Annotated in this window: 11 protein-coding genes; 6 read left to right on the top strand and 5 right to left on the bottom strand. The window is 66.4% G+C overall.

All coding sequences use genetic code 11. The features are described from left to right. Positions 1 to 298 precede the first annotated feature (298 nt). The 5 genes from LQG66_RS26735 to LQG66_RS26715 all read left to right on the top strand — a co-directional run bounded on the left by LQG66_RS26735 (position 299) and on the right by LQG66_RS26715 (position 5,110). Positions 299 to 1,849 (top strand): AMP-binding protein, encoded by a 1,551-nt coding sequence (locus LQG66_RS26735; RefSeq protein WP_231318624.1) that lies wholly within the window; start codon positions 299 to 301, stop codon positions 1,847 to 1,849. A 102-nt stretch (positions 1,850 to 1,951) separates the two neighbouring features. Further along, positions 1,952 to 2,701: a CBS domain-containing protein gene (locus LQG66_RS26730; RefSeq protein WP_231318623.1), complete on the top strand. Its 750-nt coding sequence runs from the start codon at positions 1,952 to 1,954 to the stop codon at positions 2,699 to 2,701. 12 nt (positions 2,702 to 2,713) lie between these two features. After that, positions 2,714 to 3,019 carry a c-type cytochrome gene (locus LQG66_RS26725; protein ID WP_231318622.1) on the top strand — a complete coding sequence of 102 codons (306 nt, stop codon included), beginning with the start codon at positions 2,714 to 2,716 and terminating at the stop codon, positions 3,017 to 3,019. A 359-nt stretch (positions 3,020 to 3,378) separates the two neighbouring features. Next, on the top strand, positions 3,379 to 4,761 hold the full coding sequence (locus tag LQG66_RS26720) for a sensor histidine kinase (RefSeq protein WP_231318621.1): 1,383 nt from the start codon (positions 3,379 to 3,381) through the stop codon (positions 4,759 to 4,761). Then, complete coding sequence (locus tag LQG66_RS26715; protein ID WP_231318620.1) at positions 4,748 to 5,110, top strand: response regulator; 363 nt, start codon at positions 4,748 to 4,750, stop codon at positions 5,108 to 5,110. The genes LQG66_RS26720 and LQG66_RS26715 overlap by 14 nt, the downstream gene beginning before the upstream one ends. Positions 5,111 to 5,174: 64 nt before the next feature. Here the strand turns inward: LQG66_RS26715 and LQG66_RS26710 are convergent, their stop codons facing one another. The 4 genes from LQG66_RS26710 to LQG66_RS26695 form a co-directional block, all read right to left on the bottom strand. Then, positions 5,175 to 7,130, bottom strand: coding sequence for an acetyl-CoA carboxylase biotin carboxylase subunit (locus tag LQG66_RS26710; protein ID WP_231327955.1), 1,956 nt, complete (start codon positions 7,128 to 7,130; stop codon positions 5,175 to 5,177). Positions 7,131 to 7,147: 17 nt separating this feature from the next. After that, on the bottom strand, positions 7,148 to 8,764 hold the full coding sequence (locus tag LQG66_RS26705) for an acyl-CoA carboxylase subunit beta (RefSeq protein ID WP_231318619.1): 1,617 nt from the start codon (positions 8,762 to 8,764) through the stop codon (positions 7,148 to 7,150). A 168-nt stretch (positions 8,765 to 8,932) separates the two neighbouring features. After that, complete coding sequence (locus LQG66_RS26700; RefSeq protein WP_231318618.1) at positions 8,933 to 10,531, bottom strand: AMP-binding protein; 1,599 nt, start codon at positions 10,529 to 10,531, stop codon at positions 8,933 to 8,935. 118 nt (positions 10,532 to 10,649) lie between these two features. Further along, complete coding sequence (locus LQG66_RS26695; RefSeq protein WP_231318617.1) at positions 10,650 to 11,516, bottom strand: beta-keto acid cleavage family enzyme; 867 nt, start codon at positions 11,514 to 11,516, stop codon at positions 10,650 to 10,652. 184 nt (positions 11,517 to 11,700) lie between these two features. Between LQG66_RS26695 and LQG66_RS26690 the strand changes: the two genes are divergently transcribed. Next, positions 11,701 to 14,298, top strand: a complete 2,598-nt coding sequence (locus tag LQG66_RS26690; protein ID WP_231318616.1) for a cation-translocating P-type ATPase — start codon at positions 11,701 to 11,703, stop codon at positions 14,296 to 14,298. Here LQG66_RS26690 and LQG66_RS26685 read toward each other — a convergent pair. Beyond that, positions 14,268 to 15,059: a helix-turn-helix domain-containing protein gene (locus LQG66_RS26685; protein WP_231318615.1), complete on the bottom strand. Its 792-nt coding sequence runs from the start codon at positions 15,057 to 15,059 to the stop codon at positions 14,268 to 14,270. The genes LQG66_RS26690 and LQG66_RS26685 overlap by 31 nt on opposite strands. Between the last annotated feature and the right edge of the window lie 193 nt (positions 15,060 to 15,252).

The following is a 15,252-nucleotide window of genomic DNA, read 5'->3' as shown; positions in this document are numbered from 1 at the left end:
CACGTCGTGGTTTTGTGACAGAGAAACAATCGTGCCGACTGCCGGTAAATTCAGCAGCGCCGGCCAATTGACCTCCGGTGATCAGGCCAAAGAATAAGCCGAGGGTGAAGAGATGACGCATGTCATGCCTCGCCGGCGAAATGGCACGACGTGCTCCCGATTTTTGCGGCGCAAAAAAAGGCGCAGCAACAGCCCTCGAGCCGACAGGCCGGGAACTTCAGACATGACGGCTCCGATTCGCTCCGTTACACTCCTTCGAAATAACCAAGAACCAGATCCCCGGAGGACAAGGCGCAGCATGTACACCGGCAAGCACGCCCGGCTGCGCCCGCTGCAGCCCGCCTTCATCATGGCCTCCACCGGCGAGGCCGTGACCTATCGCGAGCTCGAGGCCCGCAGCAACCGGCTGGCGCATCTGTTGCGCAAGCTTGGGCTACAGCGGCTCGACCATTATTCGATCTTCATGGAGAACAACAGCCGCTATCTCGAAGCGTGCGGCGCCGGCGAGCGCTCCGGGCTCTATTTCACCTGCGTGAACTCCTATCTGACATCCGGCGAGCTGGCCTACATCCTCAACAACAGCCAGTCGCGGCTCTTGATCACCTCCGTTGCCAAGCTCGACGTCGCGCGCGAGGCGCTCAAGGAGTCGCCCAACATCGAGCTCTGCATCGTCGCCGATGGGCCGGGCGAGAGCGAGCGGATCGTCGGCCTGCAGGTGGCGGCCGCCGGCCTGCCTGCGACGCCGATATCCGACGAATGCGTGGGCACGGCGATGCTGTACTCGTCCGGCACCACGGGCCGGCCCAAGGGCATCCTGCGTCCCCTGCCCGAGCAGCCCCCCGTGCAGCAGCTGCCGATCTTCGACTTCCTGGAGAAGCTGTGGCGCTACCGCGAGGGCATGATCTATCTGTCGCCGGCGCCGCTCTATCACTCGGCGCCGCAGGCCGCCGTCAATCTCACCATCCGCTGCGGCGGCACGGCCATCATCATGGAGACGTTCGACCCCGAGCGCTATCTCCAGCTCATCGAGCAATGGGGCATCACCCACACCCAGCTGGTGCCGACGATGTTCTCGCGCATGCTGAAGCTGCCCGAGGAGGTCCGCACCCGCTACGATCTGTCGACGCTCGAAGTCGCGATCCATGCCGCCGCGCCCTGCCCGGCGCAGGTCAAGGAGGACATGATCAAATGGTGGGGGCCGATCATCCACGAATATTACGGCGCCACCGAAGGCCTCGGCTTCACCGCGTGCGACAGCGAGCAATGGCTGGCGCATCGCGGCACCGTCGGCAAGGTGCTGTTCGGCGATTTGCACATTCTCGATGACACCATGCAGCCGTGCCCGCGAGGCACCGCCGGCACGGTGTGGTTCAAGACCGGATCGCCGTTCGAATATTTCAACGATCCCGAGCGCACCAGGGAGGCGCGATCGGCCGACGGCACGATGAGCACGGTCGGCGACGTCGGCTATGTCGATGCCGACGGCTATCTCCATCTCACCGACCGCGCCACCTTCATGATCATCTCCGGCGGCGTGAACATCTATCCGCAGGAGTGCGAGAACCTGCTGATCACGCATCCGAAGGTGGCCGACGCCGCCGTGTTCGGCGTGCCCAATCCAGACCTCGGCGAGGAGGTGAAGGCGGTGATCCAGCCGCTGCCGGGCATCATCCCCGGGTCCGAGCTCGAGGAGGAGCTGATCGCCTTCTGCCGGCAATCGCTGTCACGGCAGAAGGTGCCGCGCTCGATCGACTTCGAGAAGGAGCTGCCGCGGCTGCCGACCGGCAAGCTGTACAAGCGGCTGCTGCGTGACCGCTATTGGGGCAACAAGACCTCGCGGATCGTTTAGGTCCGCCGGACGCCGGGCCGGGCGTTGATCCTGGTCAAGCGCGCGCGGCGTGACGCGGCTATTATTTATAGATTGCGACCGCAGCGACTTCGAGACCACGACATGCGCGCTCATCAAATCATGACCAGATCAGTGATCACGGTGACGCCGGGAACACCTGTTGCCGAGGCCGCCCGGATCATGCTGCGCAATCATATCGGCGGGCTGCCGGTGGTCGACGCCTCGGGCACGCTGGTCGGCATGGTCACCGACGGCGACTTCCTGCGCCGGGCCGAGCTCGGCACCGAGCGCAAGCGGGGCCGCTGGCTCGATCTCCTGGTCGGACGCGGCCGCATCGGTGCCGACTTCGTCCATTCGCACGGTCGCACCGTCGGCGACATCATGAGCCAGCCTGCAGTCGCCGTCAGCGCCGATGCCGGCCTTGCCGAGATCGTCGAGACCATGGAGAAGCACAGCATCAAGCGCCTGCCGGTCGTGAGCGGCGAGCGACTGACCGGGATAGTGACGCATACGGACTTCGTCCAGACGCTGGCCGATCTCGCGACTGCCGTGCCCGGCCCTACCCCCGACGATGACGGGCTCCGCAGCGCCATTCTCGACGCCCTCGACCAGGCCGCCTGCAAGCACTGCCGCTTCAACGTCGTCGTCCGCAACGGCATCGCGCATCTGACCGGCGCCGTGCGCCATGAAAGCGAGCGCGCCACAGCGATCGTCGCGGCCAAGAGCGTACCGGGCGTCAGGGATGTGCGGGACCACATGTGGGTCTACCCGCCGCCGGAGGACGAATTCGGTGGCGGCGACATCGTCTCGCTGCAGGACCAGCCGTCGACTGACGACGACCAGCCGCTGTGAGGAGTGCAGCCCTTGCCGCGTGCAATCGCCTTTTCGGTCGTGCTGCTGATCCTGATGGCGGCCCCCGCTGCGGCCGAGGACCTCGACCACGGCCGGCAGCTCGCTGAGCGCTGGTGCGCCGAGTGCCACGCCGTGGGCGCCCAGCCGACCAAGTTCCGGCGCGCCAGGCCCTTCGTCGCAATTGCGGCCAAGGAAAGCCTGACCATGGACATGCTGACCAAGTTCCTCCTGCTTCCGCATGCGACCATGGCCAACAACCCGCTCGGTCCGGCCGACGCCGCCGACCTCGCGACTTACATTCTCAGTCTGCGAAAGTAATCGGGTACGCCGCGCGCGCTCCAGAGCTCTGCGCGCTGTTCGCTCCCGACGTTTACCAATGGACCGGGCGGCCACCAGCAGGACGGCCGGAGAGCCGTCAACGCACAGCTTGTCAGCCTGAAGGCGCGGAACAAAAATCCGCGATCCACGTTTGCTGTGCTCGCCCCGGAGGCTGGAGCGCGTGGCACGATCCCGGTGGAGCACATCCCGGTCGTTCGACGGCTCTGCCTGCTCCTCGTCGCCGGAAATAACCAATAAGAAACATGCGAAGGAGATGACCCTTGCATTCGTACACGAACAAGTCGCTAATCTTGTTCACGGCGTCCTCTCTATTGTCCTGTTAGCAAGGAACATGCGACGTGCACGGAAAGCCCGGCGCCTCCCCTGTCCAATGCGCCGCCGATGACGAAACGGCCTATCTGGCCGCGATTGTAGACTCGTCCGCCGACGCTGTCCTCGGCACGGATAACGACGGCGTCATCCGCAGTTGGAACCGGGCTTGCGAACGGATGCTCGGACATAGCGCCGCCGAGATGATCGGCACCTCCGTTTTCGACATCGTTCCTCCTGAGCTGCGCGAGGAGGCCCGCGCCATTCGAGCGCGGGTGAGCCTGGGCGAGTCCATCGAAAGCTTCGAGACGCTCCGGATCACGAAGCAGGGCCACCCGATCGAAGTCTCCATCACATTTTCGCCGATCCGCACCAAGGCCGACACGATCATCGGGATCTCGGCCATCGTTCGCGATGTGAGCCAGTCCAAGAAGGCGGAGCGCAGCGCCGCCATGCTCGCGGCCATCGTCGCGTCGTCGTCCGACGGCGTCGTCAGCAAGACGTTGGACGGAACGATCACGAGCTGGAACAGGAGCGCCGAACGAATTTTTGGCTTTTCCGAGTCGGAAATGATCAACCAGTCGATCCGGACGATCATTCCTTCCGAACGCCAGGCCGAGGAGGATCGCATCCTGGCAACCGTCATCTCCGGCGCGATCGTCGACAATTTCGAGACGATCCGCATCCGCAAGGATGGCGCGCAGATTGACGTCTCGGTCACGGTCTCCCCGGTGCGCGATTCTGCCGGCCGCGTCATCGGCGCCTCCAAGATCGTGCGCGACATCACCGACAAGCGCCAGACCCGGGAACAGTTGCGCACCCTGCTCGCCGAGGTGAACCATCGCAGCAAGAACCTGTTGTCGCTGGTGCAGGCGATTGCGCGGCAGATGACCCGTCATGGCCGGCAGCTCGACCTCGGCCGCTTCCTGGAACGGCTGCAGGCGATCGCGGGCAATCAGGATCTCCTGATCCAGAACGACTGGCGGTTCATTCCGCTCGGCGACCTCGTCCGTTCCCAGCTTGGCGCCTTCGGCGATCCCGTCAGCAACCGCATCGCCATCGATGGGCCGCAGATCGAACTGACGCCTGAAGCCGCACAATCGATCGGCATGGCAATCCACGAGCTCGCGACCAACGCCGCCAAGTATGGTGCGCTGTCGAACGATGACGGGCAGATCGTGATCCGCTGGAGCACGGACGGACAACTCTTCGACATGAGCTGGACGGAAAACGGCGGACCGCCGGTGTCGCCGCCCGCGCATACCGGCTTCGGCAGCCGAGTGATCTCCGACATGGTGCGGTCCGGCCTGGATGGAACGGTGGAGGTGCTATTCCCGGTGTCCGGCCTGCACTGGCATCTGACCTGTCCCCTGCAACGTCTCAGCCGCACCAGAATCAATGCGCATCGGTGAGAAGATTCACGTTCTGATCGTCGAGGACGATCCCATCATCGGCTTCGACCTGGCCGTCGAGCTCGAAGAGGCAGGCTTTGCGGTGGTCGGCGTGGCGCCGACGGTGGCCAAGGCGCTCGATCTGCTGGAGCGTCATCCCTGCGACCTCGCGGTGCTCGACGTCAACCTCGGACAGGAAACCTCAGCGCCGATCGCCCGCGCCCTCGTCGCGGCCGACGTACCCTTCGTCGCCGTGACCGGATATTCCGTCGATCAATGCCCGGAGGAGTTTGCCAGAGCGCCGCTGCTGTCGAAGCCGTTCCAGACGACCCGGCTGGTCGCCGCGCTGAGACGGCAATTGCATCCGTGAGGCAGGCAGGCTGTACCGACGTCGTGACAGCTCTGCTCCGCAACACAAGCCCACGGCACAGCGATCACCCCGCAATCTCCACCACGATCCGGCCCGTGGCCACCTGATCGCCGTCGGCCACCTCGACCGTCGTCACCGTTCCGGCAATGCCGGCGATGTGGACGTGCTCCATCTTCATGGCTTCGAGCGTGACGACCGGCTGTCCCACCGCGACGCGATCGCCGGGCTTCACCAGCACCGCGACGACGCGCCCGTTGAGAGCCGCGCGGACTTTCCCATCGCCGCCGGCAGCGGCCGTGGACTGAGGCGCAGCCAGCGTAAGATCGCGCAACGCCAGCGTCTGGCTTCGATACTGGACAAACAGCCAGTCGCCATCGCGCACGAAACGGGCGCTCTCGGTGATGTCGGCGTGACGGACGCGGAGCGTATCGCCCTCGAGCGCAGCGATCTCGAAGCGATGGTCGGCGCCGTCGTGGGTCACGCGATAGAATCTGTCGCGCTCGCGCAGCAGCTCGCATTCCCGGACCTCGCCGCCGATCTGAAACCGGAGCGGTGTCGCAAAGGCCGCCGACAACGAACGGCCGCTGCGGACCGGATGCGCAAGCGGGTGGCTGATGGAAAGCAGCAGCGCGGCGAGCGCGATGGCCTCTGCATCGACAGCCGGCGCGCGCAGCTCGTCACGATGCGCGCCGATGAAGGCAGTGGTTGCCTTCCCCGCTGCGAAGGCCGGATGCCGCAGGCAGGACATCAGGAAGGCCTGGTTGGTCGCCACGCCGAGCGCGGCGGCCTGCGCGAGTCCGACGATCAGCCGCGCCCGCGCCTCCTCCCGGGTCGCGCCATGGCTGATCAGCTTGGCGATCATCGAGTCGTAGTAGGGCGGAATCTCCGCGCCGGAGTCCAGCGCATGCTCGACGCGGATCGAGCTCGGCATGTGCCACAGCGCCATTCGTCCCGACTGCGGCATGAAGTCATGCTCGGCATCCTCCGAGCACAGCCGCACCTCGATCGCATGACCCGAGAAGCGGATCTCCTCCTGACGCAGCGGCAGCGGCTCGCCGGCGGCGACGCGCAACTGCCACTCCACGAGGTCGAGTCCGGTGAGCGCCTCAGTGACCGGGTGCTCGACCTGCAGCCGGGTGTTCATCTCCATGAAGTAGAACTGGCCGTCTCCATCGAGCAGGAATTCCAGCGTGCCCGCGCCTTCATAGCCGAGCGCCTTCACCGCCTGCACCGCCACCGCACCCATGCGCGCGCGCAACTCGGGCCCGACTGCCGGTGACGGCGCCTCCTCGATCAGCTTCTGATGCCGCCGCTGCACCGAGCAGTCGCGCTCGCCGAGATGGACCGCGTTGCCATTGACATCACCGAACACCTGGATCTCGATGTGGCGCGGATTGGCGATCGCCTTCTCCAGGATGACGGTGCCGTCACCGAATGCGGCTGCTGCTTCGGAACGCGCGCTACGCAGCAGGCCCGCGAACGTGTCCGCGTCCGTCACCAGCCGCATGCCGCGGCCACCGCCGCCGGCGACCGCCTTGATCATGACGGGAAAGCCGATGCGGCGCGCTTCGCGCATCATCGCCTCGTCACCCTGGTCCTCGCCCTGATAGCCGGGCACGCAGGGCACGCCGGCGCCTTGCATGATCGCCTTGGCGCCGGCCTTGTTGCCCATCGCCTTGATCGCCTCGGGCGAAGGACCGATGAAGACGAGGCCCGCTTCCTTGCAGGCTATCGCAAAATCCTCGTTCTCGGCGAGGAAGCCATAGCCTGGATGCACGGCATCCGCGCCGGTCGCCTTCGCCGCATCAATGATCGCTGCCATGTTCAAATAGGATTGCGCCGGTGGCGGCGCGCCGATGCGGACCGCCTGATCGGCCAGCCGGACATGCGGTGCGTCCTGATCGGCGTCGGAATAGACCGCAACTACGCCATGACCAAGCCGGCGCACGGTGCGCATGATCCGCAACGCAATCTCGCCGCGGTTGGCGATCAGCACCTTGTGGAACGGCCTGCGCTGCATTCCCGTCGTCTCTCCGCTCATGGCCGCGCCACCGAGAACTGCATGCGCTGCGGCTCGCGTGCCTCGGCCTCGCGGCAGATCGCCAGCACCTCGGACAGCACCGCGCGGGTGTCGCGCGGATCGATCACGCCATCGTCGAGCACGCGCGCCGAGGTCGCGAACACATCCATCTGGCTGTCGAACACGCCGATGATCTGCGCCTTCATCGCGTCGAGCTTCTCGCGCTCGACCGGCTTGCCGCGCCTGACGGCGGCCGCCTCGGTCACGATCGCCATCGTCTCCGCGGCCTGCTCGCCGCCCATCACCGCCGTCTTGGCGTTGGGCCAGGAGAAGCAGAAGCGCGGATGGAAGCCGCGCCCACACATGCCGTAATTGCCGGCGCCGAACGAGGCGCCGCAATAGATCGTGATCTGCGGCACGGTGGCCGAGGTCACCGCCTGGATCATCTTGGAGCCGTGCTTGATCATGCCGGCCTCCTCATAGGCCCGGCCGACCATGTAGCCGGTGGTGTTGTTGAGATAGAGGATCGGCGTGCGGGTCTGGCAGCAGGCCTGGATGAAATGCGTCGCCTTGTTGGCGCCGGCCGGATCGAGCGGGCCGTTGTTGGTGACGATGCCGATGGCCTGGCCCTCGATGCGGGCATGGCCACACACCGTCGCGAGCCCGTAGTTCGGCGCCATCTCGACGAAGTCGCTGTCGTCGACGATGCGGGCAATGACCTGGCGCATGTCGACCGGGCGCTTATGGTCGAGCGGCATGATGCCGAGCAGCTCCTCCTGGTCGTAGCGCGGCGGCTTGGCCGGTGACACGTCGTGCGACGGGCGATCCCAGTTGAGCTTGCCCATGATCTCGCGCGCGATGCGCAGCGCGTCGCGGTCGTCCTCGGCGAGATAGTCGCCGAGGCCCGAGATCGAGGTGTGCATCTCGGCGCCGCCGAGCTCCTCCTCTGTCGCGATCTCGCCGGTCGCGGCCTTCAGGAGCGGCGGTCCGGCCAGGAAGGCGCGGGTGCGGCCGCGCACCATCACGATGTAGTCCGACAGCCCGGTCTGATAGGCGCCGCCCGCCGTCGACGAGCCGTGCGTGACGGTGACGACGGGAAGCCCCGCCGCCGACAGCCGCGCCAGATTGCGAAAGATGTTGCCGCCGCGGACGAAGTCCTCGACGCGGTAGCGCAAGAGATTGGCGCCGGCGCTCTCGACCAGTTGCACGTAGGGCAGCTTGTTCTCCAGCGCCAGCTCCTGCACCCGCAAGGTCTTGTCGAGACCGTAGGGCTGCAGCGCGCCGGCATCGATGCCGGCATCGTTGGCAGAGACCATGCAGCGCACGCCGGACACGAAGCCGATGCCGGCCACGACACCGCCGCCGGGCACGCTCTTGCCTGCGTCCGGCACGTCGAACATGTAGCCGGCAAGCGTCGACAGCTCCAGGAACGGCGCGCCGGGATCGAGCACCAGCGCCACGCGCTCGCGCGGCAGCAGCTGGCCGCGCTGATGGAAGCGATCCTTCGCCGCCGCCGAGGCGTTGCGCGTCCGCGCTTCCAGATCGCGCATCCGCGCGATCAGCCCGAGCATGCCGTCACGGTTGGCCTGGAAGGCTGCGCCGGTGGGTGAGATGGTGTTGTCGATGGTGGCCATAAGCAACGATCTCTGAGTTTGTTCGTCATTCCGGGGCGCGCGTTTGCCGCCGCTCGCAGAGCGAAGGCGGACGCGCGAGCCCGGAATCCATGCTCACGATCGCGGTTATGGATTCCGGGCCTGGCCCTTCGGGCCATCCCGGAATGACGGCGGAGTTGGTGGAGCAGCTCACGCGCGCTTCGCCGCAAAGTGCTCGCCATAGGCCTGGCGCAGCTCGACCTTGCGCAGCTTGCCGGTGGCGGTCATCGGCATCTCCTCCAGCACACGCACCAGCTTCGGCACCTGGAAGCCGCCGAGCGATTTGCGGCAGTGCTCGAGCAGCTCATTCTCACTGGCCTGTACGCCGGGCTTGAGCTTGACGAAGGCCGAGACGGCCTCGCCCCATTGCGGATGCGGCAGGCCGACGACGGCGGCATTCTGCACAGCCGGATGCGCCAGCAGCGTCTCCTCGATCTTGACCGAGGCGACGTTCTCGCCGCCGGACTTGATCATGTCCTTCTTGCGATCGAGGAACAGCACCTCGCCGTTGTCGATGACGGCGAGATCGCCGGTGTGGTGCCAGCCGAACTTGCGGGCGTCCTCGGTCGATTTCGGGTCCTTGTAGTAGCCCATCATGACGTTGGGACCGCGATGCACGAGCTCGCCGACCTCGCCTGGCGGCAGCAGGTTGCCGGCATCGTCCATGATCGCGGTCTCGTTGACGAACAGCGACTCGCCCCAATAATTGCCGAAACGATTCAGCTGGACCTCGGGGCGCGACATCGTCGTCGCCGGATACATCTCGGTCTGGCCGCTGGTCAGCACGAAGTTCGGGCACAGCTCCCTGATGGCGCGCTCCAGCAGCGGCCGGCCCATCGGCGCCATCGTGTAGAGGCAGGTCCGCAGCTGCGAGAGATCGAACTCCTTGCGGCGCGGATGATCGAGGATCGCCTGGTACATCAGCGGCAGACCGACGAACACGGTGAGCCGGTCGCGCACGATCGCCTCCATGCAGGCGACCGGATCAAAGCCGCGCATCAGCGCCATGCGGCCGCCGACCGAGAGATAGCTGAGCAGCAGCACGTGGCCGGCACAGTGGAACAGCGGAAATTGCCCGGTGATGCCGTCGTCGCGCGACAGCTGCATCTCGATGCAGTTGCTCATCACGGCCATCACCACGGCGAGATGGCAATGCATCGCGCCCTTCGGCCGCGACGTCGTGCCGGAGGTGTAGATGATCATCGCCAGATCGCGATCATTGATCTCAATCTCGGGCTCGATGTCCGAATGGCCCTGGATGAGGTCGTTGAGGCTGGCGAGCCCGGCGGCCTTCGCCGTGCCCGTCAGGTCGACCGCGATCAGCTCAACGCCGCGCTTTTCCAGCGCCGCGCGCCGCTCCGGCTGGGCATGCAGATTGTCATCGATGATGGCGAAGCCGACCTCGGCATGACCGAGGATGTAGTCCATGTCAGCCGGGCCGAGCATGGTGTTGATCGGCACCCAGACGAGGCCGGCCCGGTGGATGCCGAACAGCGCTTTGACGAACTCGATCGAGTTGTTGCAGACGGTCGAGATCTTCTCGCCTGGCTTCAGCCCCTTGGCCACGAGAGTGTTCGCGAAGCGGTTGGCATCGCGCTCCAGCTCGGTGAAGGTGATCTGGCGACTGCCATCAGTGATCGCGACCCGCTCCGGAAAGCGCCGCGCCGCGCGCTTCAGGAGATCGCCGATCGCGACCCGGCCGATGCGTCCCGGACCGGATACGCCGCCCGTGGCGTCGAGATTGGTCATTGGTTTACTCCTTCCCCATCCACGTCATTGCGAGGAGCCGAAGGCGACGAAGCAATCCAGGGCCTCACGCGGATGTCTGGATTGCGTCGCTGCGCTCGCAATGACGGAGCCTGTCGCGTCAATTCATCGTGCCGAACATCTGCCGCGCCTCGGCGGGGCTCGCGATCTCGCGTCCCGCGCGCCGCGCGCAGGCGGCGATCGCCTCGATCAACTGGCCGTTCGAGGTCACCTTGGTGCCGTCGCCGAGATAGAACGCGTCCTCCAGCCCGGTGCGCAGATGACCGCCGAGCTCGGCGCAGCGCTGGTGCAGCGGCCAGATTTCGGCGCGGCCGATCGCCGTCACCTGCCAGTGCGCCTCCGGCAGCTTCAGCTTGAGCAGGATCGGCAGCAACTCGGGATCGGCCGGCATGCCGGAGGCAACGCCCATCACGAAATTGTACTCCAGCGGCCCGGAGTACATGCCGGTCTGCCGGTACATGCCGACGCAACGCACGATGCCGACGTCGAAGCATTCGAACTCCGGGATCGTCCCAGCGTCTTTCATCGCAGCAAGATAGTCCGAGATTTTCTCGACCGAGTTGTCGAACATCATCGGCGGCCAGGCCCAATTGTTGTCGGCCTTGACCTTCAGGTAGTTCAGCGAGCCTGCGTTGCAGGCCGCGATCTCGGGCTGCGTTTCTCTGATACAATCGAGCGCGCCCTGATAGTGCGGCCCGGAGACGCCCGAGGTGTGATTGATGACGACGCCGGGGCAGGCCTCGCGGATCGCCTGCTGGATCTCGCGCGAGACGCTGACCTCCCAGGACGGCAGATGTCCCTTGCCAGGGGCCTGCTGACGCAGATGGATGTGCATGATCGACGCGCCGGCGTCAAAGGCGCGGCGCGCCTCGCGCGCCATCTCCTCCGGCGTGACCGGCACGTGATGCTGCCTGGGATCGGTGAGCACGCCGTTCAGCGCGCAGGTGATGACCGCTTTGTCGCTCATGGGGCTCGTTCGACCGGATAGGCGCAACACGAGATGCGCTGATGATCCGCAGCATGAGAATATTGCGGCCTATTTGCTTGCGTTGACTGGCTGACGGGAACCAACGCTGCCGATATTGCTTTGCCTCAAGCCCGGGGGTGACGAGCCGCGCTATGCAGTGGGGACGACCGTCATCGAGGGTGCCATGCCAGCCGGGTCACAAAATGCATCCGCCTATCCGGGCGGCTTGACCGCGGCCGAGGCGGCCGCGCGCCTGCGGGCCGAGGGCTTCAACGAACTGCCGCAAACCCGCAGCCGCTCGATCCTTCGTCTCATCACGGACGTGTTGAAGGAGCCGATGCTGGCGCTGCTGGTTGCGGGCGCCGTCATCTATTTGCTGCTCGGCGATCTGGCCGAGGCGGTCATGCTCGGCGTGTTCGCTTCCGCATCGATCGTCATCACGATCGTGCAGGAGGCGCGCACGGAGCGCGTGCTGGAGTCGCTGCGCGATCTCTCCAGCCCGCGCGCGCTCGTGGTCCGCGACGGCGAGCAGGTGCGCATCGCCGGCCGAGAGGTGGTGCGCGGCGACCTCATCGTGCTCACCGAGGGCGACCGCGTTGCGGCCGATGCCGTGCTGCGGCAATGCGACGACCTGCTGACCGACGAATCGCTGCTGACCGGCGAGTCGGTTGCGGTGCGCAAGCGCGCTGCGGCCGGCACTGAGACCGTCGCGGCTTACGCCGCAGGCGGCGACGATCAGCCGCTGGTGTTCTCCAGCAGCCTCGTCGTGCGCGGCACGGGCCTCGCCGAGGTGACCGCCACCGGGCCGCACACCGCGATCGGACGGATCGGCCAGGCCGTGACCGCGGTGGAGACGGAGACGCCGCGGCTGCAGCAACAGACCACGCGGCTGGTCACGGCCTTTGCGATCGGCGGAGGGATCGTGGTGGCCATCACGGTCGTGCTCTACGCGGTGTATCGCGGCGGCTGGCTCGACGGCGTGCTCGCGGGCATTGCATTGGGCATGTCGATGCTCCCCGAGGAATTCCCGCTGGTTCTGACCGTTTTCATGGCGATGGGCGCCTGGCGCATCTCGCAGGTCCGCGTGCTGACACGGCGCGCCTCGGCCATCGAGTCGCTCGGCGCGGCGACGGTGCTATGCACCGACAAGACGGGCACGCTAACCCAGAACCGGATGACCGTGGCGCGGCTGGTGCTGCCCGATGGCGCCATGCTGCGGCCCGCAGCAGCATCCGCGGACGCCGTGACGCCGCCGTTTCACGAGCTCGTCGCCACCGCGGTGCTGGCCTGCGATCCGCAGTCACACGATCCGATGGAAAGGGCGTTGCAGGCGATCGGCGCGGAGACCGGCGCTGCGCTGCTGCGGCGCTATGGGCTGCGTCCGGATCTGCTGGCGATGACCAACGTGTGGTCCGGTCGCGATGGAAGCGGGGTCGTGGTCGCGGCCAAAGGCGCGCCGGAGGCTATCGCCGGGCTGTGCGGCATCACCGGCTCCGCGCTCGCCGCGCTGCAGGCGCAGGTCGAGACCCTGGCCGCCGACGGGCTGCGCGTCCTCGGCATTGCCCGGGCGGCCTGGGATGACGCCGAGCTGCCCAATGCGCAGCAGGATTTCGCCTTCACGTTCTGCGGCCTTGCCGGATTCGCCGATCCGTTGCGCGCCGAAGTCCCCGGTGCGGTCGCGGAATGCCGCTCGGCCGGCATCCGGATCATCATGATCACGGGTGATTATCCGGCGACGGCCACGACCATCGCGAGACAGGCCGGGCTCGATCCGGAGCGCGTCATCACCGGCCCGGAACTCGCCAAGCTCGACGACGCGGCATTGGCGCAGGCCACCCGCACGCCGACCGCCTTCGCGCGCATCATGCCGGAGCAGAAGCTGCGCATCGTCAACGCCCTCAAGGCGGACGGCGAGATCGTCGCGATGACCGGCGACGGCGTCAACGATGCGCCGTCGCTGAAATCAGCGCATATCGGCATCGCCATGGGCGGCCGCGGCACCGACGTCGCACGCGAAGCCTCGGCGATCGTGCTGCTCGACGATGATTTCGGCTCGATCGTGAAGGCGATCCGGCTCGGGCGGCGGATCTACGACAATCTCCGCAAGGCGATGTGCTTCATCCTCGCCGTCCATTTTCCCATTGCCGGGCTGGCGCTGCTGCCGCTCGTCACCGGGCTGCCGCTGCTGCTCGGCCCCGTGCACATCGCATTCCTCGAAATGATCATCGATCCGGTGTGCTCGCTGGTGTTCGAGGCCGAAATCGAGGAGCACGACGTCATGCAGCGGCCGCCGCGTGATCCGCAGGAGCCGTTGCTGCCGCGCACGCTCGTGCTGTGGGGAGCGTTTCAGGGCGTCCTGGCGCTGCTGACGACGGGCGGCATTCTGCTGATGGCAAGCCGGGTCGGCATGCCCGACGACGAGATCCGCGCGCTGGTGTTCTTTGCGCTGGTGTTCGTGATCGTCAGCCTCGTCTTCGTCAACCGCTCCTTCTCCAGCTCGCTGCGCGACGCCTTCACGCGCCCCAACCGGGTGCTGCTGCTGGTGATCGCCATCGTCGTCGCCGTGCTCGCGACCAGCCTGGCATGGCCCGTGGCGGCGGCGCTGTTCCGCTTCGGGCCGCTTCATGCGGATGATCTCGCATTGACCGTCGGAGCGGGGATCGCGACGCTGATCGTGCTCGAACTGGCCAAGCTCCCGCTGCGCGCCGCGTTCACACGGCGCGCCGGGACGTCGGATCAGGCCAAGCCCGATCAGGTCAAGGCGTCTGCACCCGCGCGATAGATCGCCAGATCGCGCGAGCCGGAGAAGATCGCGCGCGGCTTCAGGCCGTAGAAGCGGCGGATCGAATGGCTGAAATGCGTCGAGTCGGGATAGCCGATGTCCTGCGCGAGATGCGCGAGGTTGAGATCCTGGTTGGCGTAGTTGAGCAGATGCCGCGCGCGCTTCCAGGCGCGGAACGAACGGAAGGAGATGTCGGTCTCCTCCTTGAACAGATGCAGGAAGCGCGAGGTCGACAGGCCGACCGCCGCGGCGCAGCTCTCGGCGGTGGCGGGCTCGCCTGAGAACCGGTTGATCAGCGCGATCGCCCTGACCACGCGCGGATCGAGCGTCCGCTGCAGCAGCACCTCGCCGAAGCAGAGCCGGTCGAAGATGGCGCTGGTGACGTCGCCGCTGAGCGGCCGCTGCACCAATTCCTCATAGGCGGCGCGGATGCGGCAGGCATAGGCCTCCGCGTCGCGCGTGATACGGTTGGCAAAGCGGTCCAGCGTGCCGATCGGCACGCTCTCCGGCTCGATGGTGACGACGATGACGGTACGGTAGTCGCTCTCGATCGTATGCTGCCTGTTGGGCGGCACGAGCAGCAGCTCGCCATGCTGCTGCTCGCCGGGCTCTAGCAGCAGCCGCAGACTGCCGGTGAGCGCGACATAGATATGGAACGCACCCGAGCAGCGCTGGCGGGGACGGCCGAGCAGCCCGGCGTAGAAGACGCGCTCGGGCGTGATCAGCATGAGATGGCCGGAGTCCCGGCGGGTCACATCCATGGCATTCCTCCTGAGGCGCGGCTCTGTCGGCCGCTTCATTGGAGGAGGACCATAGCGCAATTCGCGCCGCTGTCATCGGCGATGGCTGGCGATTTTTGTCGCGGTTAATCCTCAGAACGTCGAGATGATCGTCATTCCGGGATGGTCCGAAGGACCAGACCCGGAATCTCGAGATTCCGGGTTCGACGCTGCG

This window comes from Bradyrhizobium ontarionense (assembly GCF_021088345.1).
Taxonomy (GTDB): domain Bacteria; phylum Pseudomonadota; class Alphaproteobacteria; order Rhizobiales; family Xanthobacteraceae; genus Bradyrhizobium; species Bradyrhizobium ontarionense.
The sequence above is the reverse complement of the archived record's forward strand: the minus strand, read 5'-3'. Positions and strand labels throughout refer to the sequence as shown.

Excerpts from the sequence above, each read along its gene's own strand:
- LQG66_RS26700 (WP_231318618.1), bottom strand. The coding sequence starts at position 10,531 with ATGACCAATCTCGACGCCACGGGCGGCGTATCCGGTCCGGGACGCATC.
- LQG66_RS26710 (WP_231327955.1), bottom strand. The coding sequence starts at position 7,130 with ATGCAGCGCAGGCCGTTCCACAAGGTGCTGATCGCCAACCGCGGCGAG.
- LQG66_RS26730 (WP_231318623.1), top strand. The coding sequence starts at position 1,952 with ATGCGCGCTCATCAAATCATGACCAGATCAGTGATCACGGTGACGCCG.
- LQG66_RS26685 (WP_231318615.1), bottom strand. The coding sequence starts at position 15,059 with ATGGATGTGACCCGCCGGGACTCCGGCCATCTCATGCTGATCACGCCC.
- LQG66_RS26695 (WP_231318617.1), bottom strand. The coding sequence starts at position 11,516 with ATGAGCGACAAAGCGGTCATCACCTGCGCGCTGAACGGCGTGCTCACC.
- LQG66_RS26705 (WP_231318619.1), bottom strand. The coding sequence starts at position 8,764 with ATGGCCACCATCGACAACACCATCTCACCCACCGGCGCAGCCTTCCAG.
- LQG66_RS26690 (WP_231318616.1), top strand. The coding sequence starts at position 11,701 with ATGCCAGCCGGGTCACAAAATGCATCCGCCTATCCGGGCGGCTTGACC.
- LQG66_RS26715 (WP_231318620.1), top strand. The coding sequence starts at position 4,748 with ATGCGCATCGGTGAGAAGATTCACGTTCTGATCGTCGAGGACGATCCC.
- LQG66_RS26735 (WP_231318624.1), top strand. The coding sequence starts at position 299 with ATGTACACCGGCAAGCACGCCCGGCTGCGCCCGCTGCAGCCCGCCTTC.